Source organism: Paraglaciecola sp. T6c (assembly GCF_000014225.1).
Classification (GTDB): Bacteria; Pseudomonadota; Gammaproteobacteria; order Enterobacterales; family Alteromonadaceae; genus Paraglaciecola; species Paraglaciecola atlantica_A.
In genome coordinates this window covers 4,260,191-4,281,617 of record NC_008228.1, presented here as the reverse complement: position 1 = coordinate 4,281,617, position 21,427 = coordinate 4,260,191, and the positions used below count along the sequence as shown (strand labels likewise).

17 protein-coding genes, 1 tRNA gene and 1 pseudogene are annotated in these 21,427 nt (G+C 43.2%); 14 read left to right on the top strand and 5 right to left on the bottom strand.

The genetic code is table 11. The annotated features are described in order from the left end of the window. The first annotated feature begins 101 nt into the window (after positions 1-101). Positions 102-1,208 carry an LPS export ABC transporter permease LptF gene (gene lptF / locus PATL_RS18255; RefSeq protein ID WP_011576290.1) on the top strand — a complete coding sequence of 369 codons (1,107 nt, stop codon included), beginning with the start codon at positions 102-104 and terminating at the stop codon, positions 1,206-1,208. After that, positions 1,205-2,266, top strand: coding sequence for an LPS export ABC transporter permease LptG (lptG, locus tag PATL_RS18250; RefSeq protein ID WP_011576289.1), 1,062 nt, complete (start codon positions 1,205-1,207; stop codon positions 2,264-2,266). The genes lptF and lptG overlap by 4 nt, the downstream gene beginning before the upstream one ends. A 26-nt stretch (positions 2,267-2,292) precedes the next feature. Here lptG and PATL_RS18245 read toward each other — a convergent pair whose 3' ends face one another. Beyond that, the gene (locus tag PATL_RS18245) at positions 2,293-2,799 is read right to left on the bottom strand and encodes an RDD family protein (protein ID WP_011576288.1); all 507 of its coding nucleotides are present in this window, start codon (positions 2,797-2,799) and stop codon (positions 2,293-2,295) included. A 243-nt stretch (positions 2,800-3,042) separates the two neighbouring features. Between PATL_RS18245 and PATL_RS18240 the strand changes: the two genes are divergently transcribed. Further along, positions 3,043-3,128 (top strand) — tRNA-Leu (locus PATL_RS18240). Positions 3,129-3,690: 562 nt separating this feature from the next. Here PATL_RS18240 and PATL_RS18235 read toward each other — a convergent pair. Together PATL_RS18235 and PATL_RS18230 are read right to left on the bottom strand one after the other, a co-directional pair. Further along, positions 3,691-6,462, bottom strand: coding sequence for a hypothetical protein (locus PATL_RS18235; protein WP_011576287.1), 2,772 nt, complete (start codon positions 6,460-6,462; stop codon positions 3,691-3,693). A 27-nt stretch (positions 6,463-6,489) separates the two neighbouring features. Then, a complete protein-coding gene (locus tag PATL_RS18230; protein WP_011576286.1) occupies positions 6,490-7,308 on the bottom strand; it encodes a hypothetical protein in 819 nt (272 codons plus the stop codon). Positions 7,309-7,656: 348 nt separating this feature from the next. Here PATL_RS18230 and PATL_RS22730 point away from each other — a divergent pair, with 348 nt between their 5' ends. The 4 genes from PATL_RS22730 (at position 7,657) to PATL_RS18215 (ending at position 9,541) form a co-directional block, all read left to right on the top strand. Continuing rightward, positions 7,657-7,815, top strand: coding sequence for a hypothetical protein (locus PATL_RS22730; RefSeq protein ID WP_157043426.1), 159 nt, complete (start codon positions 7,657-7,659; stop codon positions 7,813-7,815). Positions 7,816-7,921: 106 nt separating this feature from the next. Next, the gene (locus PATL_RS18225) at positions 7,922-8,482 is read left to right on the top strand and encodes a hypothetical protein (RefSeq protein ID WP_011576285.1); all 561 of its coding nucleotides are present in this window, start codon (positions 7,922-7,924) and stop codon (positions 8,480-8,482) included. A gap of 11 nt (positions 8,483-8,493) precedes the next feature. Then, positions 8,494-9,000, top strand: a complete 507-nt coding sequence (locus PATL_RS18220) for a hypothetical protein (protein ID WP_011576284.1) — start codon at positions 8,494-8,496, stop codon at positions 8,998-9,000. Continuing rightward, positions 8,963-9,541 (top strand): hypothetical protein, encoded by a 579-nt coding sequence (locus PATL_RS18215; protein ID WP_081429952.1) that lies wholly within the window; start codon positions 8,963-8,965, stop codon positions 9,539-9,541. Before PATL_RS18220 ends, PATL_RS18215 begins: the two co-directional genes overlap by 38 nt. Positions 9,542-9,651: 110 nt before the next feature. Here PATL_RS18215 and PATL_RS18210 read toward each other — a convergent pair whose 3' ends face one another. Next, the gene (locus tag PATL_RS18210) at positions 9,652-10,368 is read right to left on the bottom strand and encodes a helix-turn-helix transcriptional regulator (protein ID WP_011576282.1); all 717 of its coding nucleotides are present in this window, start codon (positions 10,366-10,368) and stop codon (positions 9,652-9,654) included. A gap of 122 nt (positions 10,369-10,490) precedes the next feature. Here PATL_RS18210 and PATL_RS18205 point away from each other — a divergent pair, with 122 nt between their 5' ends. From PATL_RS18205 to PATL_RS18195, 3 genes are all read left to right on the top strand, one after another. After that, positions 10,491-10,877: a VOC family protein gene (locus PATL_RS18205; protein WP_011576281.1), complete on the top strand. Its 387-nt coding sequence runs from the start codon at positions 10,491-10,493 to the stop codon at positions 10,875-10,877. Positions 10,878-11,318: 441 nt separating this feature from the next. Continuing rightward, a complete protein-coding gene (locus PATL_RS18200) occupies positions 11,319-11,906 on the top strand; it encodes a DUF2780 domain-containing protein (RefSeq protein WP_041714593.1) in 588 nt (195 codons plus the stop codon). An 82-nt stretch (positions 11,907-11,988) separates the two neighbouring features. Beyond that, complete coding sequence (locus PATL_RS18195) at positions 11,989-15,213, top strand: DUF748 domain-containing protein (protein WP_011576279.1); 3,225 nt, start codon at positions 11,989-11,991, stop codon at positions 15,211-15,213. A 134-nt stretch (positions 15,214-15,347) separates the two neighbouring features. Here the strand turns inward: PATL_RS18195 and PATL_RS22975 are convergent. Beyond that, positions 15,348-15,584, bottom strand: a pseudogene (locus PATL_RS22975) (hypothetical protein); the annotation flags it as partial. Between the two features lie 131 nt (positions 15,585-15,715). On the opposite strand from PATL_RS22975, the gene PATL_RS18190 reads away from it, so the two are divergent. From PATL_RS18190 to PATL_RS18175, 4 genes are read left to right on the top strand one after another with little or no spacing between them, the layout of a single operon-like run. Next, complete coding sequence (locus tag PATL_RS18190) at positions 15,716-17,176, top strand: sensor histidine kinase (protein ID WP_011576277.1); 1,461 nt, start codon at positions 15,716-15,718, stop codon at positions 17,174-17,176. Positions 17,177-17,178: 2 nt separating this feature from the next. Beyond that, on the top strand, positions 17,179-17,595 hold the full coding sequence (locus PATL_RS18185; RefSeq protein WP_011576276.1) for a response regulator: 417 nt from the start codon (positions 17,179-17,181) through the stop codon (positions 17,593-17,595). Positions 17,596-17,624: 29 nt separating this feature from the next. After that, the gene (locus PATL_RS18180; RefSeq protein WP_011576275.1) at positions 17,625-19,181 is read left to right on the top strand and encodes a PAS domain-containing sensor histidine kinase; all 1,557 of its coding nucleotides are present in this window, start codon (positions 17,625-17,627) and stop codon (positions 19,179-19,181) included. A gap of 52 nt (positions 19,182-19,233) precedes the next feature. Continuing rightward, a complete protein-coding gene (locus tag PATL_RS18175; protein ID WP_011576274.1) occupies positions 19,234-20,943 on the top strand; it encodes a two-component system response regulator in 1,710 nt (569 codons plus the stop codon). Positions 20,944-21,427: the final 484 nt, after the last annotated feature.

Genomic DNA, 21,427 nt, shown 5'->3' with positions numbered 1-21,427 from the left:
TTAAAATGGCACACATTGCAAATGAAACGTGTGAAAACGTTAAGTTTACTTAAAATTTTGTAGCTTGCCACTAAAATTACCACTTTTGTGTTGGATATTGCGTGCTGATATTTCGTTATTTAGTTAAAGAAACCGTCAAATCCCAAACTGCCGTTTTTCTGGTTTTGATGGCCATTTTTATTACCAATAAATTTGTTAGGGTGCTCTCTGAAGCCTCAAACGGTGACATTCCTGCTAGCCTAGTTCTGGGTTTCTTAGCCTTGAGTATGCCGGTATTGGCCTCGCTTATTTTACCTCTGAGCTTATTTTTGGGGATCATGCTTGCTCATGGCCGTTTGTACGTAGACAGCGAAATGACTGTGATGCGGGCGTGCGGTATCAGTGAATGGTACGTGACACGCGTTATGCTAGTGCTTGCTGTGATCATGGCCTTGATAACAGGAGCCATGACATTATGGATAGCGCCCCTGTCAGTAGAGCGAGAATATCAACTTGAAGAACAAGCGGGTGCAGATACAGGTTTAACCACATTAATTCCTGGGCGTTTTCAACAAACCGCCAATGAAAAAGCAGTGATTTTTGTACATGAAATCGGTAACGACAGTGAACCGCTCAAACGTGTGTTTATGGCACAACACGACACCACCACCGATAGCCAAAATGTACACTTGGTTTACGCTAAACAAGGCGGCTTGCGTGAACTGCCTGATGGCTCTGAAACGCTAGTGCTTGGCGATGGTATTCAGTACGAAGGTACGCTCGGTGAAAAGGACTACCGCGTGGTCGAATTTGGTGAGTATCAAATTCAAATTGCAGAGCAAGAAGCAGAGCAAAAACGGCGCAAATTATCGGCATACACCACCATGCAATTGTTTGAAGACTCATCCATCGATGCTATAGCCGAATTGCAGTGGCGTTTTGCAATTCCATTATCCTTATTTTTCTTGGTGATTATTGCTGTGCCCTTAAGCGCTGCTGACCCGCGACAAGGGCGCTTTGGTAAAATGTTCCCAGCACTCATGTTGTATCTTGGTTACTTTTTGTTGTTGCTTGCCGGGCGTAAAGTGCTCGAAGATGGCAAAATACCGCCGATGCTCGGTTTATGGTGGGTGCACGCTGTCATAGGTATCATTGGTATGACGCTGATCTTTAAAGGGCGGCCAGTGGGCGTGCGAATACGAGCACGATTGCGGGGGAACAAAGCATGATTAAAATCCTCGACTGGTACATCGCTCGTACGCTACTCAGCACCACAGCCATGAGCTTAGGTGTATTGGTTGGCCTAAGCGCATTAATCAAATTCATCGAACAGATGAAAAGCGTTGGCAGAGGCAGTTACGATATGACTGTTGCCGCTGTTTACGTATTCTTAAGTTTACCCCGTGAGCTTGAGCAGTTTTTCCCTATGGCTACTTTGATTGGTGGCTTAATTGGCATGGGTATTTTAGCCAGCAACAGTGAATTGGTAGTGATGCAATCGGCAGGGCAAAGTCGCTGGAACATTATTATATCCGCCATGAAGTCGGCCATTTTAATGGTGTTATTTGTAATGGTCATTGGCGAGTGGGTTGCCCCGGTCAGTGAGACCAAAGCCAAAGAAATTCGCACCCAAGCAATATCGGGCGGTAGTTTGTTCTCATCTGACAGATTAGTGTGGGCTAAAGACGGTGATAACTTCGTGAGTATCGGCGAAGTGGTTGATAAAGATACTCTGCGGGATGTGAGTATTTACGAGTTCGATAACGAATTGTATTTGCGCCAAATTACCACCGCAGAAAGCGCTACGTATCAAGACAAAACATGGGAGTTGAGCCATGTTCAATCTACTGAGTTTTCCGATAACCGCATTCAAGTACAAGACGCGGCTGACGGGGCATGGGCTTCGTCATTAACGCCAGATAAATTAGGTGTGGTCACAGTGAAGCCTGAAGCACTGTCCATCCGTGGGTTGATTGATTATGTGAATTACTTAGAGAACAACAGCCAAAACTCTGAGCGATACCGTTTGGCATTATGGCGTAAAGTGCTGCAACCGATTTCGGTTGGGGTCATGTTATTGATGGCCTTGTCGTTTATTTTTGGGCCACTGCGCAGTGTGACCATGGGGGCCCGAGTGATAATGGGGGTGCTGACGGGATTTGGCTTTTTCGTCAGTAATGAAGTGTTCGGTTCATTAAGTACTGTGTACCACATACCGCCTTTTATCGGTGCTATTTTGCCAAGTGTGGTATTTACCGGTATATCGATCCATCTTTTGCGCCGCTAGAGGCGCTTTCAGTCATGACTAAACAGCTAGTTCAGATGACGCCAACTGCGATGGTGGTTGGCTTCTTTCGTTAGGCAAATCACTTCGGTACCCGCAATGCGATCTTGCAGCGATTGCTTATGTTTATAGTCGAGTAATACCAACAAGGTACCCAAACCTAAGAATGACGTCACCATGCGTAAAAATGCGCGGGGATACGTTAACGGGTTTTCATTCGTGCTCACGATACGCAGACGCCAAGCGCGCATACCAATCGTTTGGCCGCCGTTGCGCCAAAACCATAAAAAGAACGCGATAACCCAAGCGCCAACCCAACCTTGTAATACGTATTGATAAACAGGCGCATGCTGAATCAAATCACTGAAATGCTCGTAGCCGTGGTTGTCCAGCACGTTGTTTTCAACCAATAACAACATAGCCACCAACATCACCATAGCGGCGCACATACCCACAGCAACAGCGACCAAAATATCGTAAATAATCGCGGCTAAGCGACGAAAAAAACCAGCGCGGTAATAATGCTCAGAAGTCAAAAGGGCGTTCTCTCAGGTGAAGCGAAATTCAGCATACAAAAAAGTAAGCGTTTTAAGGCAATAGTTACTTACTCATAGTTTCGCATAGTTAATGAGGGTTAGGGTAGGGACGATAGCAAAAATGGTAAAGTTGATGATAAGTTGAGCAATTAAAACAGCAAGGCAAAAAATCACTTGCGCGCTTCAGGTAAATCGCTATAATGCGGCGCTCTTAAAGGTTGCACGCAACCTGAAAGCACCTTTGCCAGTGTGATGGAATTGGTAGACATGACGGATTCAAAATCCGTTGCTGAATAAGCGTGGCGGTTCGAGTCCGCCCACTGGTACCATCTCTTTGTTGTCTACACAAAGAGTACACAAACCGACTTCAAGTCGGTTTTTTTGTGTCTGAAATCCACGAAGTCGCCACGCGCGCGTGTCGGCCGAAGGTCGGTCCCATCAAGCCCGCACTGGTACCAAACATTTAAACCAACTTTTTAGTTGGTTTTTTTGTATCTGGGATTTGGTTTATTGGATGTACTGGATACAGAGTTAACACATCCCTGATGAAATTCCCCCAGCCACCGCATCCATGCGGTGTCGTGCAACTCGGCGGAACTTCGTTCCTAAGAAGACGAGCTTCACCCTCAAGTCGGTTTTTTTGTGTCTGAAATTCACGAAGTCGCCACGCACGCGTGTCGGCCGAAGGTCGGTCCCGTCAAGCCCGCCCACTGGTACCATCTCTTTGTTGTCTACACAAAGAGATACACAAACCGACTTTATGTGGCTTTTTTGTGTCTGGGATTTGGATTATTGGATTTATTGAGTACAGAGTTAACACGTTCCTGATGAAGTTCCTCCAGCCCAGAGATCCATGTCTGGTCGTTCAGCTCGGCACAGGTTTCTCCCTTCTTAAATATCAGGTTGTCCGTTAACATCAAAGGGTTTATCAGTGAACGCAAATAAGGTTTCAATTTCTTCCATAAGTGCATTTGCTTTGGTGTCGTTTGCACTAATGTTAGTTGTAGTCGAAAGGTGAAGGTAAATTCCCCATAAAATGCCCAATGAAACCGATTGGGCATATCTCACCACCCACATATGTCCCAGTTTCTCAAGCTCATCTACTACAGCACTACTGAGTAGCATCCCGTTTATGCCTTCTTTCAACTCAGTATATTTGAGCGGTCTATAATTTTCTGGAATAAAGCCCTTTACGGTGTCTTTTAGTTTTTCAAGGTAAGATATTTTAAGTGTTGTTCTTTGCTTAACATTTTCGAATTCAGGCTCATTGTCACTTTTCTTAAACTGCAGGAAAGCATCACGTTCTAAACTCGCTATATCAAAAAAATCACAAACTAAGCAGCAAACAAAAAGTAAGGGTAAAATGTTTTGGCCCGGCTCCTTTGTTTTGGATTCATTGGCAAGTTGCTGAATCTTTTCTTTAATTTCTCTAGTTGTCTTTTTCCTATCCGTTTTGTTAGTGTGTTTTGCTTCTCGGGTAAGACAGCAAACTTTATAGAAGAGGTAGAGAATAATACTGCTCGACAGACTGCCATTATCTGGTTCTTCATTTGCAGCTTCCTTGTCCAAAGGACTTTTTCCGTCATCAATTGTTTGGCTAGAAACGAGTTCAGTGGAGGTGAAAAGAAAAAAATTAATCAAATAGGTAAACATCGACAGTTCTTTCAAGTTATTTTCACGGGAGTCTGCGTCATCGTTTATAAAGGCTTCGAGATATTTAATACAGGGACTGTGTTCTGAGTATCTGACTTCTTCTTTTTTTTCCGACTCATCTTCTACTGGTAGTTTAATTTGATGTACGTTACGCAAAGCGAGTACACCAGCGGCGGCATTATCCCCTATCCCATGAGCAGTATATTCTGTATCTTTTGTTCCCTCTATTGTTAGCATTACTGCAGCGGAACCTTCTTCTATTGATATTTCTTCAAACGAGCCGGCTTGATCTTTCCAAAGTGCAATAATGGGTTTAAATGACTTTCCTTTCGGCTGAGATAGCTTACACATTCCTAACGCAGTTACCGTGAGTACCGATGACCCTGGATCTTCTGCTAAAACAGTAGCGTAGCGGGCTGGCCACCTCTCTTTCATTTGAGGGCCATCTAACAAAGCTGCAACCACAAGGTTTGGACCTACTCCTCGAATGACTCTAGATACCGGCTCAACTCTTGCTAAATCCTCGCAGATCAAAGGGCATAATGTGAACCATCCCGTGGCACTGAGAAACGCTATTTTTCGTTTAGGAATTGATGAGTTCTCCCACCAACTTCCCCCCCCTGGCAAAAAACCAGAAAGCCCATAATTTTCTATTTGGCTTGAATCTAACCTCCAGCGGTGGTGCTTGTCCTGATATAGGTCGTACCATCTTCCAGCAAAATATGCACTCAATACTACTCTGTTGCTCACTGTCTTAGCACATCGAGTATCGCCATTATCGTCATCCTCAACACTACTGCGTGAGGATCTGACGCCGGCCATAACCAATGGAATTTGATCGTTTGATGAATTGAGGAATAAATATTCCTTCAAGTGATTCAATTCCGCTTCAGAAATAGCGAGTTCAGGCAGAACCAGCATATGCACACGTCTGCAGTGCTTGCGACTAGACTCGATAATTCTCTGAACCTCTCGCACGAATGCAGCATCCCGATTTTCAACGGCCTCTTGCGGCTCAAAGCTAAAGTATCTAGCACTGTCGAAAGAAGCCCTAAAACGCGGAGTGATAGGTTTAAACCAGCTTTTACTTATTTCATTAGGTTTGGGAATAATGACGATATTTAACGTGTTTTCATCGAGATTCATCCAGGGGAGAGTTCGCCATACAACTTCAACTTCTGACTTGATGAAAGAGAGGTTGTGTGACATGGACCTAAGGGACAAACCTACTTTAGGTGTGCGAAGTTTAGGTAGTACGATACCGTGAGCTTTAGAAATACGTGATAGAGTTCCTTTCGACAGAAGCATGGTATTGGCTTCAAGTTCCAAGACACCGCGTTGTGCTTCACTGGGGCGGACAACACCCAAATTAACGGAAACTAAATCTGCGATGGCATGCATTTCTATCACGTCGACTATAAATTCGACGTATTTTTTATCTTTTTTATTTAGTTCATCACTTTTTCGTGTGTCGTAAAAGAGACTGTCATCCTCTACCAATTCATCAAGATATCTGGCTTTAGTTCCTTCCCAAAAACGATGAAACTTCTCCAATAAGCGTCTAAAACTTTTAGACTTAACGTGCTTAATTGAATTAGGTGTCGATTTTTCTATAGATTTTATGGTTGCCGTAAGCCTTTGGTTACTAATCTCCGTTGGGTCGCACTCCAATATATCTATCTTTTTTAACTTATTGATTTTTTTTAGTTGTACCATGTGCAGCCAAAGTCGCCACGCATTGGCGTATTCCTGAATTTCCTCTGTCCATTCAGGGTTAGTTAACCAGCATGAAATTTCATACTTGTGAATTTTTGTTAGAAATACCGGTGGACTCTCAACAACGAGTCGATACCAACCTGAGGTATCAAATAATATGGATGTAATACAGAAAATATCCGGGGGCCAGGAAAACCAGTTAACTTTCGACTTGGCATCAGCCTTTCTACTATTGTCTGGCCCGTAAATGTCTTGCATAAACTGATTTATAGTGTTGTTTGATTTTCCGCTCATTATAATCCCTTGCTTTATTCCGTGAATTCACTTTTTATTCTTTTTTGTCTCGTATCTCATGGCGACAGCATCTTTTAGCCCCAAGATGTTTTTCAAGGTGTTAAACCAAAATGGAGCCCCTAAACTTATGAGTATGGTACTGAGCAATAACCCCCCCAAATGACTCCGATAATCATTCCAAGACCAGTTATGGGGAAAAGGCCTAAGTGGCATATGGTTTTCCAAATAAAGTTTATTATGAGTGGGGCATCTAGCGATGTTTGCATTGGGAATATTGCACTCGCTGACAAGTAAATTAGTGGCCTGCCCAGGCTTGGTGTGTTCTTCCGATAAATTAAAAACAGAATTCTGTCTCATCTGATCACTAAGATCTTTAATAAGTGTGATGGCGTCAAGTTGAAGTACAATGACAAACACAGAAGCAATAAGAATCGACATAACGTCGCTATAGCCCTTATATCTTCCTCGCGTTTCATCTTCTACCAACGAAAACCAGCGCGCCAGTTTATCCTTATCTAATTCAACATTATCGGGAAGGAGATTTGATTTATTGTTAGCTTGTTGATATGCGTTTAACAGCTCATCAAAAGATGTGTACGCATTGCGTGAACGGGCGATGCCTTTACCAATAACACTATCGATAGACGATTTTATTCTGTTCTGGATTTCGTCATCCTGAGTTGTTTCTTTTGCGATGCAGTCGGCTAGCTTCCTCATACCTTGTTTCATAATCCAATATTTAACGACATCGCCGGTATTTAAGGCTGTCAAAGTAGTGGTCACGAGTAAACTCAGTGTCAGCATGATTGAGGCAAAAGCGATAATGATGCCTAGAAGTTCAAGCATTTGAATGCACCCCACTAAAAGCAGAGAAGTAAGAAAGTGGGAGTGTTGATGTTGAGGAATTCACGTTGCTGTCCCTTTCATCCATAAAAATATTACGCGACAGCTATTACACGTAGACAGCCAGAATCTAGTATATCGACTTCTGCTTTTCAAGTTTTCAATAACACATTAAGCCTCGTTCTCGAATAGCCAGAGGGTATGGCGACGAAAATTAATGACTCAAAAATTGGTAAAGGCGCTCTTGAGGGAACTACTCTCTCGATGTCATCTATGTGGATGGGGCCGACGACACTTCGTTCCTAAAAAGAACGAGCTTTACCCTCAAGTCGGTTTTATTGTGCTTGATATTTGATTTCACATTCTCTTGGAAAAGACTCAGACGAAGATTTAGAGTTGTTTGCTAATGAGACCACTGTCAATACAGGTGAAATGGTGTCGCTGATGCTCACCTTTGCAAAATGGGAAACGTATAGCGATACATCAAGTTACCAAAACACTGGCACTTGAAGGTATTGCTATAGCGGGTTACGAAACAGCGATTAGCGTGGTAACTGGTCAGATTGGGGTTTATTCGCTATTACTAGAAGAGTTAATCGACTAAGTTGAAATAACAATGCTTAAACCGAACGCTTTTCGCATTTCAAGAAACGTATTCTTCCATGCGTGTATGCCACCACTCATTATCTTCGTGCTGTTAGCCGTGTCATTATGGACACCAGCAAATGGTGAAGTGGAGTTCCCGTTAACCATGGCAATTTTTATTACCGGGGCGGGCGGAGGCATAATAAGTACCTACTTTCGCTTAAAGGGCGTGGTCTCAGCTAGAGTCGAGGCAAACGCGATCCTACAAATATATATTTCTCCGATTATTGCCGGATTACTTGGTTGGATTTGTTACGCCTTTTTTATTACCGACATGCTTAGCGGGCCGTTGTTTCCGGAATTTGTAAACAAGGAGCATGAGTACAACGGCCTCAAAAGTGTTTTCCAAATTCAACCGCAACACACTATAGATGCAGCCAAAGCCTTATTGTGGGCGTTTATCGCTGGTTTTTCCGAAAAAATGATCCCCAACATTCTCGATAAACTATCTCATCAGGCTGAAACTGAAATCAGGGTAAAAGAATCAAACACCACCATTGAAGTAGTGACGTCAAACGAAGATCAAAAATAGGAGAAATGAAAATGGATATCAGAAAAATAATCGATTTTCGGCAAAGTATCATTAAGCCGGTATTAAACCAAATGGGCGCCTCGAGCATAGCCGCGGAAGAGTTGTTATTGGGTACAGCTATTCAGGAAAGTTTGTTTTTAAAATATCGCGTTCAAATGGGCGGTGGGCCTGCGCTGAGTTATTATCAAATCGAACCGGCCACTCATAATGATATTTGGGACAACTATTTAAGATATCGCAGTGAGCTTGCTGCCAAGGCTATTGCCTTTCTTAGCTCGCCCGATGCGGACAAAATTGCAGAGCTTGAGGGCAACGACAAATACGCAACGGCAATGGCGCGAATTCACTATATGCGGGTACCAGAAAAGTTACCTGATGCGGGAGATGTAAAGGCGCAGGCAAACTATTGGAAACAATATTACAATACGCCGCTGGGTAAGGGTAAACCAAGGGAATTCATTGAAAAGTGGGAACAGTATCTTGAGGAAAGTAACATTTGGAACACGAAAAACCCTTAGTGTCGGTTTATGGGTTCTCTTGCCATGTTTGAGTGCTTGTTCAACAAGCAGCCAGCCCAACCAACAAGAACGGTCAACCCAGCAGATAGAGAATTCTGCTACTCAAGTAATTGATATAAAACCTAAATACGTGACTAATTTTAGCGCGTCAGGCAAGCCGTACTATCACTTGAGTTTTACGCTTGATATCGAAAACGTGGTGCAAGTAGAGCGCTATACAGTGCAAGAATTCGAGCAAAATGGTGGGCAGTTTGAAGTGCTTTTAAAAAAGAGCGCTTTCCCAATTCAGGCACCAAATTGCAATTCTAATCTGATTCTGCGCATGCCTTGGGTCCCTTCAAGTGTTGATTTGACCTTGAAATATCAATTATACAAATCAATCTTAGCTGTTTCTTTAGGGCAAACCGAACACGTCTCTGTCGTAGTAGAACTAAACCCTTATGTGCAGGAAACCGAGCAAGGACTCGAGCTAACGCAATGTAACTTATTTTTTAGGCATGCTAACTCTAGGTACGTACCGCACACTAGAAGTGTGAATTGATCTGCAAGCGTTGTCTCAATTAGCTGAATGTGATGACTAGGCCAGATCTTCAATCAGCGTTTTGCATCATGAGCCTGAAGATAACACGCAGCTATATCTCACTATCTGTATTAACAATCTCCATTGCTCTTGTTCGCTTTGTTTTCCTCATCTTTTACCATCTTAAGGTAGGTTGCGAGGCTCTTGTCTTTTTCGTCTTGGTAGCGTGTATTGAGTTTTGTAAATTCGGATATTCGGTCGAGGCGAAAGTTTCTATACGCACCGCGCAGTTCGCACCAGCCGGCGAGTAGCCAAATAGGACTAAAAGAAATTAACGCCAGAGGCCGGATAGTACGCTGGCTTTGTTGGTCGCTTAAATCTGTATAGGTAAAGCTTACAAGGTGCTTGCGCCTTATGCATTCTCGCACTTCGGTGAAGTTCACCTGCCATGGGATTTTATAGCGACTGGGGGCCGAAAACGTACTGATTTGATGAAGCTCGTTGATTAAAGGGGCGGGCAGAGTTGCTTGTATTTTGCGATAAGCACTTTGCGCTTTTTCAGCGAACTTTTCGTCAGTCCAGTTACTCACCATACCAATGCCCAAGGCGATTGCTTCTAGTTCATCGGCATCAAACATGATGGGAGGTAAATGGTACTTTTTATCAATCACGTACCCTACACCCGCTTCACCCAAAATCGGCACACCGGAATCAATCAGGTCTTGTATATCGCGATAAATGGTTCTGTGACTTACTTCTAATGTTTCAGCTAAGGTTTGCGCCGTCACTGCTTGGTGCATTCTGCGTAAGTGATGAACAATATCGTTGAGTCTTTCGGCTTTGCGCATATTTGATTGCTTTGGCGTTGTGAATACCTGACGTTATGTTATTCAAACACTACTGACATTAGCTGTCAGTAGTCAATGGCTACTATGAAGTTGCGTTAATTAATAACTTACAGGAGAGCGCAATGATTGGTTACGTAACGGTTGGAACAGCTGACTTGGCGAAGTCAGGTGCATTTTATGATGCGTTGTTAGGAACGATAGGGGCGACGCGATTTATGGAAGAGCCTAACTACTTTATTGCATGGGCCAAAGCCCAGGGAGAGGCATCTCTTGGAGTGGCATTGCCCTTTAATAAAGAGCCCGCCACTGTGGGTAATGGCACTATGGTGGCGATTGCACTAGAAACCCCAGAACAAGTGGATGCGTTTTACTTAAAGGCATTAGAGTTGGGGGCCACCACTGAGGGCGATGTAGGCTTTCGCCCAGCGGATGCCAAATCGGGTTTTTATGCAGGATATTTCAGGGACCTAGATGGCAATAAGCTCAATGCTTTTTGCATAGTGAGCTAGGCCTATTAGTAAATTTGCTTTCATCAGTCTGTTGACTGAGTAAGCAAAGCTGAGCAAATCATGCTGAGCTGATACAGCAGTCAATCCCGTGATGCTTGTGTAAAACTCTATGCCCTGAAGTGCAGTAATTCAGGGCTTTTTCGTTACTTGCGACCCTTGAAGTGTAAAGACAACCTTTACACTCTGGTTGGAGTAAACCGCTGTAATCTGCGTTAACATATACCGTTTAATGACACTTCACTTTATTAACCGAAATTTATCAACAGAGCGGTCTTAACCGAACGGGCAAAATCGAACTTTATACACATATCGCATTCTAAAACGAGCATGAAGGGGAGCGGGTGCCTATTTACGTCGCGTTTCTAGTGGTATGTGACATGTATTCAGCCCAAATACTCACTCTATTGAACAATTTAAGGATTTATATATATGAAAAGCAGTATGAAAAGCAGCACGAAACTATCTTCTATTTTACTTATTACCACGTTGAGCTTGTCGTCACAGGCGTTTGCGAATGACACAGTAGATAAATTGAAAGGTTTGCTAGGTAAATCCGGCAACACTGAGTCAGTCCAAACAACGCAGAGTGACGCTTCAGAGGCATCTGAATCATTAGATATAGCAAGCTTGGTTAGCATGGTGTCTGATAATTTAGGGGTGAGTGAAGAGCAGTCTCAAGGCGGTGTTGCATCCATTTTTGATTATGCTAAAGAGAACCTATCGGGTGGTGATTACACCCAGCTTGCTTCGAGTATTCCTGGCTTAGATGGTCTAATGGATTACGTTCCAGACGTGTCTTCTGACTCATCGTCGAAAAGCTCTGCCATGTCAGGCTTGTTAGACAAGGCTTCTGAATATAGCTCTTCGTTAAGCAGCATTAACGAATTGAAGAAGCAATTTGAAGCCCTTGGCTTAGATTCTGACATGATCAGTAGTTTTGTGACCCAAATCAACGCTTACTTAAGCGGTGACAGCGACACCCAAGCATTGCTTCAATCTGGGTTAGGTAAGTTAACCTCTTTACTTTAATCATCGTTTGGCGGGCTTATTGTCTATCTGTGGTCGGCTCGCCAGCCTATAATACTCTTCTCGTTTTAACATCAAGCCTGCCATGTCATTCAAAAATTTAGCTTCAACGTTCAGCAAGCAAGCAAAGTGGGTACGTATTGCTACTTATCTGGTTATTGCTTATCTCCTTTATGCACTGATTTTAGGTGTTATCACGCCGCTGGTGTTGCAATCTCAGTTGCCCAGTGTGCTAAGTGAAAAAACAGGGCGTGATGTAAACATCGAAAAAATACGCATTAATCCCTTTTTATTGCGCGTCCGGGTAACGAATATTCAAATTAACGAACAAGCTAGCAATGAGCCTTTTGTGCGCGTTGCGTTATTAGAGCTAGATGCAGGATTTTGGCAATCGTTATTACACCTGACACCAGCGGTTGAACATGTGTTTATAGAAAAGCCATATGCTCACGTAGCACGCACAGCGGGTGGCGATAATACTCGTTTTAATTTCACTGGTATGATTGAAGCGCTTTCTCAAAATGGCGATAAGCAACCGCAGGAGGATGAAGCGACTAGCGAAATCCCACATATTCGCCTTGGATTATTCCGACTTTCAAACGGCCACGTGATGCTGTCAGACAAGGTGACAGGCACTCAAATCAATTACCCAGAGTTAGGGTTCGAATTAACCGACCTAGATACACTCGCGTCAATCACGGTACCTGCCACAAAGAGGGATGCCCTTCTACCCGAAAATCACTATGCGTTTACCTTACTAACCGATGAGGGCGGGGCGGTTCATCTTGACGGGCAATTTCAATTGTCGCCCGTTGACGTCAAAGGGAAAATCGAATTAGAGAGTATTGCCCTGCCGCCTTTGTGGCCATTGTCGAATGCATTAATGGCAGCAAAACTCACAAGCGGACTGTTAGATCTTAATTTGAACTATGCCGTGACACAGGGTGATAGCGACATGCATTTACAAGTTAACCGTGCGCAACTGCGCGTTTCGGACTTGACGATGAGTGATGCGACGAGTCAGCCTAAAATTAATATCGCAGGTATACACATAAACGATTTTGAACTTGATACTGCTACGCAGCAGATTGATATTAATAGTATTCGAATCGATGAACCGTGGTTTGAAGCGAGCCTCGATAAAAACGGTGTGGATCTGGTTGCTTTACTGACGCCGAAATCAGAAACATCTTCTGCTTCGAACGCTGAATTCAATACAGAATCGATAGCTGAACCTAAAACGAAGCCACAATCAGAGCCTGAGCCAGAGGCTAAAACTGCTCAGGGCACAGAGCCACAAAACGAGTCTCGAACGGAATCACAGGCTGCATCTGTTTCACCCAAGCCCGCCGAGCCCGCATGGCGTGTCATCTTGCAATCATTTGCATTAAATAATGGTGGGGTTGATGTAAATGAAAGTATGGTTGCTGACGACGTTCACTGGCGCGTGTTTGATATCAATGCCTCGACAGGGGTAATCGATACGCGTTTTGAAAGCCCTATTGATTATACATTACAGCTCGGGGTAGCAAGTGATGCTACTAAGCGCCCAACGAGTGCATCAGGTAAGTTTGCGACTAACGGTAAGGTTATGGTTGCGGAGCAAAAACTGTCCGGTTCGGTAGATTTTAGCCAGTTCGCCTTGTCGCAATTACAGCCTTACATCTCACAGTATTTAAACGTCAACATGCAACAGGGAGACGCTGGCGTATCGGGTACATTTGCTGCTGGTGCAAATAGCCCTATTAGCTTTACGGGGCAGGCTGGCGTGAGTGCGCTTGTGGTCACCGACGGCCCCAAGCAAGAGCCGCTGCTTAAATGGCAAGATATGCAAGTGGCTGGCATTCAATACGACTCACAGAAACGCGCATTCTCACTACAAAAAATCGCCTTTGATAAGCCTTTCGCCAAACTAGTGATTGATAAAGATAAAAATACCAATATCAGTGATTTGGTTGTACAGCAAGCTGCAAATGATGGGATCACTGAGCATGCACCAGCAACTGATGACAGTAGTGATACAGCACATCAATCTGACCAGCAAACATCACTTGAAACAGCACCTGCAATGGCGATTAATATCGGTGAAATTCGCCTGCTCGGTGGCAGCGCTTACTTTGAAGATAATTCACTAAGGCCGCGTTTTGCATCCAGTATCGAGGCGCTCAATGGGAGTATTGCTGGGTTGTCGTCTAGTGCTGATAACCCTGCAGAAGTGGATATTGCTGGCAAAATTGATGGCTATGCGCCTGTTGCATTAAATGGGGCGATTAACCCTCTGCTTGAGGACATGTTTCTTGATTTGAATTTTTCAGTCAGTGGCGCAGAGCTGACCTCGGTTAATCCCTATTCAGGCACATACATGGGGCACTTTATTGATAGAGGGTTGTTGTCTCTGGATGTGAAATATTCCCTGCAGGACAATCAGTTACGAGGTGACAACCATGTGGTGATTGACCAGCTAACCTTGGGGAGAAAAACAGATTCAGATCAGGCGCTTAGCCTACCACTGGGGCTCGCTATTGCGTTGTTACAAGACTCAGATGGAGTGATTGACTTAGGCATGGAAGTGTCAGGTGATTTGAATAACCCTAGCTTCGGTTTTGGCTCTATCATCTTAAAAGCGCTCGGCAACTTAATTACCAAAGCCGTCACCGCGCCTTTTTCCTTATTGGCTAATTTAGTCGGCAGTGACGACGAGTTGAACGAAGTTGCGTTTTCCTCTGGCTCTGCTGCGCTGAACGAGGATATATCTGAAAAATTGAATACATTAGCTGAAGCTTTGGCTAAGCGCCCAGGCCTGCGAGTTAACATTGAGGGGACAGTGAACGAGGTGCCAGATGCGTTCGAATTGGCCGAACAAAAATTGCAGCAACAGTTACTTGATGTGTCTGGGGAGGCTGCTCTTCCTGTTGATTTATCTTCAAGTACGCTAGTACTAGCCAGTCCGTTTGGAAGTGCATTAACCACTATGTTTACTAGCGCGACGAATAAACAAGTGGATGAAGAAAGACTCACCGTAAAAGCCCAATTGTTGCAAGACCAGCCTGATGCAGTTGATGGCCAAAGCACTATCACTCAAGAGCAGTTGGACCAAGCCCTAGTTATTGCCATGTACAATCAGGTGAGAAGCAGTATTGATATTCCTCCGCATGCCCTGGGCAAACTGGCCGATACGCGGGCTAAAGCGGTTAAAACCTTTTTAGTTAACTCTGCCAATGTTGATACCAATCGTCTATTTTTACTCAATAGTCGCCAGCATTTACAGCGAGATGAGAGCGGTGTGACGCTCACTCTGGAAGCTAACTAGCAAGCTGACGAGCACGTAGTCATATTAGTGATAAATACAAAAATGCCGCTCAGGTCTTCTGCTTAACAGAACTGAGCGGCATTGACTTGTATTAGACGTTCATTGCTATGTGCATAGCAATTGACGCCTTGCAGTTAGTATTTAACGCTGACACCTGCGAATAAACGAGGGCGGTAATCGTTTACTTCTCCCAAGTTACCTTGCACATAGTAGTCCTGAGATTTCGGTGCGCTACATAGGTTAATCGCCTCTACTTTCACCCGTATATTGCTATTGATTTTATACGACGCGCGGGCTTCCCACACTCCTACTTCATCAACATAACGAAGACGAGCGGCGTTGCTGATATAAAGTTGGAAACATTCCCAGCGCCGATTATGTTAATAAATAACGATATAACCAACACATTTTAATTTACTTGACTAAAGTTAAAGGGTGGACGACTGTAAATCATTGATAATAAAAAATTAAAGCCTTTAAAACCGCACCCATAGAGATACCAATGAAAATCTCCAGTAAACTCCTGCTTATCGTTGTGTTGACCATTTTCGAAATAACGCTCACGCTATTTTCGATACTTGAGATCTCCAAAGGCGCCAAGTTTCATCAGTTGAACTCCTTGCATCTTAAGTACACCGTTCAATTTTCAACATATATTTCGACGTTGGAAAAAGACCAAGTAGATGAAAGAGAAAGTGACCTAGAGCAGTTGCGGATGGCAGTCAAAAATGTTCGCCAGCAACCCACTGAATGCTTAGATACCGTGGATTTTGTCAACGGTTTTATCATGCGCCAAATAGGTACTTTCCACGCAGTAGAAATATGTAAAAAAGATATCAATGACGCCAATTTTGCATTGAGCGTTATCGATAATTACGCTCAAGGTTTGATAGAGCGTGACACCTTTATTACTGATCTGAGAGACGTTGCACTGAGATTTAATCGAAACTCTGCGGATTTTGAGAAGCCAGTTGCAGATACTGTATCTTTTGTTATGCGCACTATGATCCCTTTTGTTATCTGTATTTCCTTGTTTAATATCCTCTTTATTAGTTACATGTCGAAAACGATTTCTTCTTCTATCCGAAACACAATTAAATTACTACGACGCACTGACGACACGCAAATTCTGTTTGAGCAGATAGAAAAACGTACACCAGGAGAGCTGAAAACACTGTTAAAAGTCGCTAAAAAACGTATTGCTAATGAAATGCTGACTGCCCAGATTAACCAGAAGCTCGAACGCCTAGTAGAAGAACGCACAAACAGCCTTTTACGAGCAAATGATGAGTTAGCACAATTTGCATATCGGGCTTCTCACGATCTTAAAGCACCGCTCACCTCATCAAAGATGCTGACCCAGTTTATTGTCGAAGACATTGAGAATGGCAACTATGCCAATGCCATCATTGATACCAATAAAATTCATGATCAAATGGAGCGTCTTGAGGCTTTGGTAATCGGTATTTTGTCGTTGACTTCAGCAGATGCAGAAAATGGTCACTACTCTAATATCTCATTGAATGCGGTCGTAGAATCAATAGAGCAGAGACTTTTTGGACCTGAAAATATCTCCAAGGGATTTGTTCACTTAAAAGACGACATGACCCAGCCGCTATTCAGTGACGAAGTGCGTATTGTGCAGATATTAGAGAATTTGATATCAAATGCGTGGAAGTATCGAGATGACTCTAAAGAGACTGAGCCATATGTGAAGGTATCGTCACGCTGTGTAAAGGGTGAATACCAGATAGTGGTTGAAGATAACGGTTTAGGTATTCCAAGCGCTCGAAAAGATGAAATTTTTCAGATGTTCAAACGTTTTCACCCCAAGGTAAGTTCAGGTTCAGGCTTGGGCCTAGCGATTGTGAAGAAACATGTGGAAATTTTAAAGGGGACCATATCGGTAGAGACATCAGAGCGTGGCACCTCTTTTGCTATTACATTGCCTAAACAGGTGTAAATATGAAAACAGTAAAAGTACTTATCGTAGATGACAGTGAGCTCGACCGATATATTCTACGCCGTCAGTTAAGGGAGTTAGGTGTTGATAAAGTGGAAGAAAAGGACGATGGCTCAACCGCTCTTGAATACCTGCGAGATTACGAACGGAATCTACGGTTACACCCCGACAAATATCCGCCCATAGTCATCTTTTTAGATATAAATATGCCTAAAGTAAACGGGTTCGATTTTTTGAAAGAGTTTGCCATTCTTCGTACGCAATTAGCCATATTGTCTTGTGTGGTCGTGATGTATTCATCTTCTGAGCGACGTGAAGATAAAGAGCGGGCTTTGAAGTATGAGTTCGTTCAACGTTATTTAGTAAAAGGTGAATTAAACCAAGGAGTGCTTGATGAAACGATTCAAGCGCTCGGCTAAAAATGATGGATAGCTGAGAAGGAAGGCAAATGCTAGAGATTGAACATTACATCGGAAGACCTAATCTGGCTGCAGAAGATTCAGAATGGCAGCTGAATTTAGATCCCTCCTTACTGGTCAACCTCAATAATATCTGCGAACTTGTTTTGCTAACGCTCGAGCCACTTTACTGCAGATTGGCATGTCACTATCAAAATATCGCTATCCCCGTCGCCCACAGCGGAAATGCCACAGCGCAAATGCTCGCAGATACCCATTCTTTTCGACAGTCGTTGTATTATCGAGATCAGGTAAACACCACAGAGTTAACAGACGCGAACTGGGTTTGCATTGACGACGATTATCATCGCGTAAGTATGCCAATCGTTCTTGGTGACGCCGCTGATGGCAAGGTACCCTTTGGTTATTTAGAGTTATATTACAGTCAAAAACGTGAATTTTTGCCCAAGGATATATCTACCTTAAATGTGTTAGTACGCGGCATTACTAGCCATCTTGAGCAGCACAAACATATTATCGAATCTCACCAAGCACGCGAACTTGACCAGCTTGTCTCTGAATATAATAAGGATTGGATCTACGTTAAAGACGCCAAATTTAGGTTCATTTACGCCAATCAAGCGTTCATGTCACTTTTCCCTAAAGATAGACAGCATGAGGTTATTGGCAATACCAATGTCAAAGAGCCTAGTGGCCAAGAGGCTAAGGATATACTCAACCAAGACAAAAAAGCGTTCAAAGATGGCCAGTGTGTCAGTATACAAGAGGCGTACTCATCAGCAGGTCAAAGGATGGTATATGAAACGATAAAAAGGCGATTTTACAACGCCAGCGGAAAGCCGCATATTTTATGTATTTGCAGAGATATCACAGATCGCGAAAATCTGATTCGGCAGTTGAAAAACGCTAATGATGATTTAGATGATTTTACCCATATCGCTTCTCATGACTTAAAAGCCCCTTTAAATGCCATACGTCGACTCCTTGGTTGGATTGAGGAAGATTGCCACAATATTCTGCCAACGGAATCGCAAGAGAATCTTCGCTTAGTTGTCAATCGTGCCAATAGGATGTATCAGCTTTTAGACGACTTACTTTCATTTGCCAAAATTGGTCGTAAAGATACAACCACAAAGCGCATTGTGTTGGAAACTCTGGTAGCAGATTTAACGCCACTCTTAGACGCCCCAGAAGAGTTTACTATCAATGTTGAGCCTGCAGAGCTAACGGTCGCCCCCGTTCCGTTTAAAACGATCATGCTAAATTTATTGGGAAATGCAGTTAAGCACAACGATAAATCAAGCCCACAAATCAATGTTAGCTTTCGCGAAATGCAACATTTTTACGTCGTAGGTATTGAAGATAATGGCCCAGGTATAGATCCAAAACACTTTGAGCGTATCTTTCAACTTTTTCAAACGTTGAAATCCAGAGATGAAGTAGAAGGCAGTGGGATAGGACTCTCTGTTGTGCTCAAGCACCTGAACCAGTACGGTGGCAAAATAGAAGTTGACTCTGATGGCGAAAATGGAACTACATTTACTGTGTATTGGCCAAAACCTAAACATGGAGTAGAGCAGGGATGAGAACATGTTTCAGTTATAACGTAAGACGCTATGCATCCATTGGGGGTGGCGTATGAAGGTACTCATTGTTGACGATGATGCTGTTGACAGGCGTGTTGTAAGAAGAACGCTTAGCGCGTCGGGTGATACCTATCATGAAGTGCAAGAGGCTAGTTCTGTTGCAGAAGGGCTTGAGCTACTTGATGGCAATCAATTTGATGTCATCTTACTTGATTGTCGTATGCCGGAGGTGGATGGCATTGAAATGGTCACTGATATGCATGCCAAGCCAGATATGGGTAATACTGCGGTCGTTATGATAAGTGCCTCAGACGATCCCGCTTTGGCGCTGCAATGTATCGAAGCGGGTGCTCAAGATTATATTTCTAAAAATGAGATCACGTTAGCCAAGTTAGAGCGTGCGATTTTGCATGCTAATAAGCGCTTCGAAATCGAGCAGCGCATGCACATGAGTTATTTAGAAGTGAAAAAAATGGCTGAAATGGACCCCTTAACAGGCCTGTCAAATCGCTACCATTTTGAAGAAACCTTAAAAGTGATGATTGCTAGCAATAAACGAGACGGCAGCAATGTTGCCCTTTTAGCATTGGACTTGGACAACTTTAAGCACGTGAATGACACCATGGGACACGAAGCCGGTGACAGTGTGCTTAAGCAGTCTGTAAAGAGAATACGCAGTTGTTTGCGCAATAATGAAGGGTTCGCACGCCTAGGAGGAGATGAGTTCGCCATTATTCTGGGGGACATCGCTCGTGTCGAGGATGTAAACAACATTAGCAATCGTGTGCTCAATTCATTTAAGCAGCCCTTTAATATTCAAGGAAAAGAATTTGTATGCGGCGTTAGCATAGGTGTAGCGCTATGCCCAGTGGATTCAGGTGATTCTCAAGCACTGTTGAAATGTGCAGATATTGCTATGTATCGCGCTAAGCAAGATGGCAAAAACGGCATTAGGTTTTATGAGCCTCATTACCAAATAGAATTTAACCAACGGTATATTATTCATAATGCCTTGACGAATGTGCTCGAAAATGACTCGTTCAGGTTATTCTACCAACCTATTTTCTGTGCTAAAAGTGACAAACTCCTAGGCTTTGAGGCACTGATTCGCTGGCCAGAAGCAGAAATATGCTACACGCCAGATGTGTTTATTCCCGTGGCAGAACAAAGTAAATTAATTGATCAAATTGGACGATGGGTCATTGAAACCGCAATCGCACAGCTTTCGACCTGGCATCAACGGTTTGATGAAAACTTGACCCTGTCGATTAATATCTCCCCGGTACAGTTGCAAAATGATGGGCTACTGAGCGAGTTTCAGCGCACGCTTGAAGCGCAAAACGTGTTAGCAAATAACATCATATTAGAGATAACTGAAACCGCATTGATTAAAGATAACAGTAAGGTAACGCACTCTTTGAATATCTTGTCTGAAAATGGTTTCAAAATTGCGCTAGATGATTTTGGTATGGGGTTCTCGTCGGTCGCGCACTTGATGGATTACCCCATTGACATTGTTAAATTAGATAAGAGTATGCAAGCCACTATGCAAATCACAGATAAACGCTTAAGAGTTTTTGAAGCGTTAGCACTGATGCTTAAAAAATTGGATTTCATTGTGGTTGCTGAGGGGATAGAAACACAGAATCAAGTAAGCCTATGCCAAAAGTTCGAATTAGATAGGCTACAAGGGTATTTACTCGGCATGCCAATGGACGTCAGTAAATGTAGTGCGTTTCTGGCTCTGCATCATAAAAAATAGCCTAATAAGGAAAATCTGATGTAAGCAAGTCGGTTAGCAGTGTCATGTTTTGGATATTCAATGCCCAGTTGAACTTGCATAACCGAAAAGGCGAAAACTTACCCAATGCCAACAAACGTAGATTTATCTTGGGATTGCCACTTGTACTGCTCTGACAATCCACTTAGTTCGCAACTTTCCACTCTCAATCGATTTTTCAAATTTTCTTTTATAGTCGCAAACAGTGTTCGAACTCGTCTCATTGTCAGGTTTTAGCTCTCCTATGTATCGCTTATAAATAATAAATTGAAATAAATGAATGCAACCAAAAGTCTAATTGCTATCATTTTATTCATTCAATAATTTCATTTTGGTCCGTTCGTTATTTTCATATTAAAATAAATCATTTCAAAATCAGTGCTTTGCAAATTGGCATGCTGCTTGCTTTTTACCGTTAGAGCGATAGTGCTAACTGAATTTACTTCGAACTCGGCGAGTGGATTTG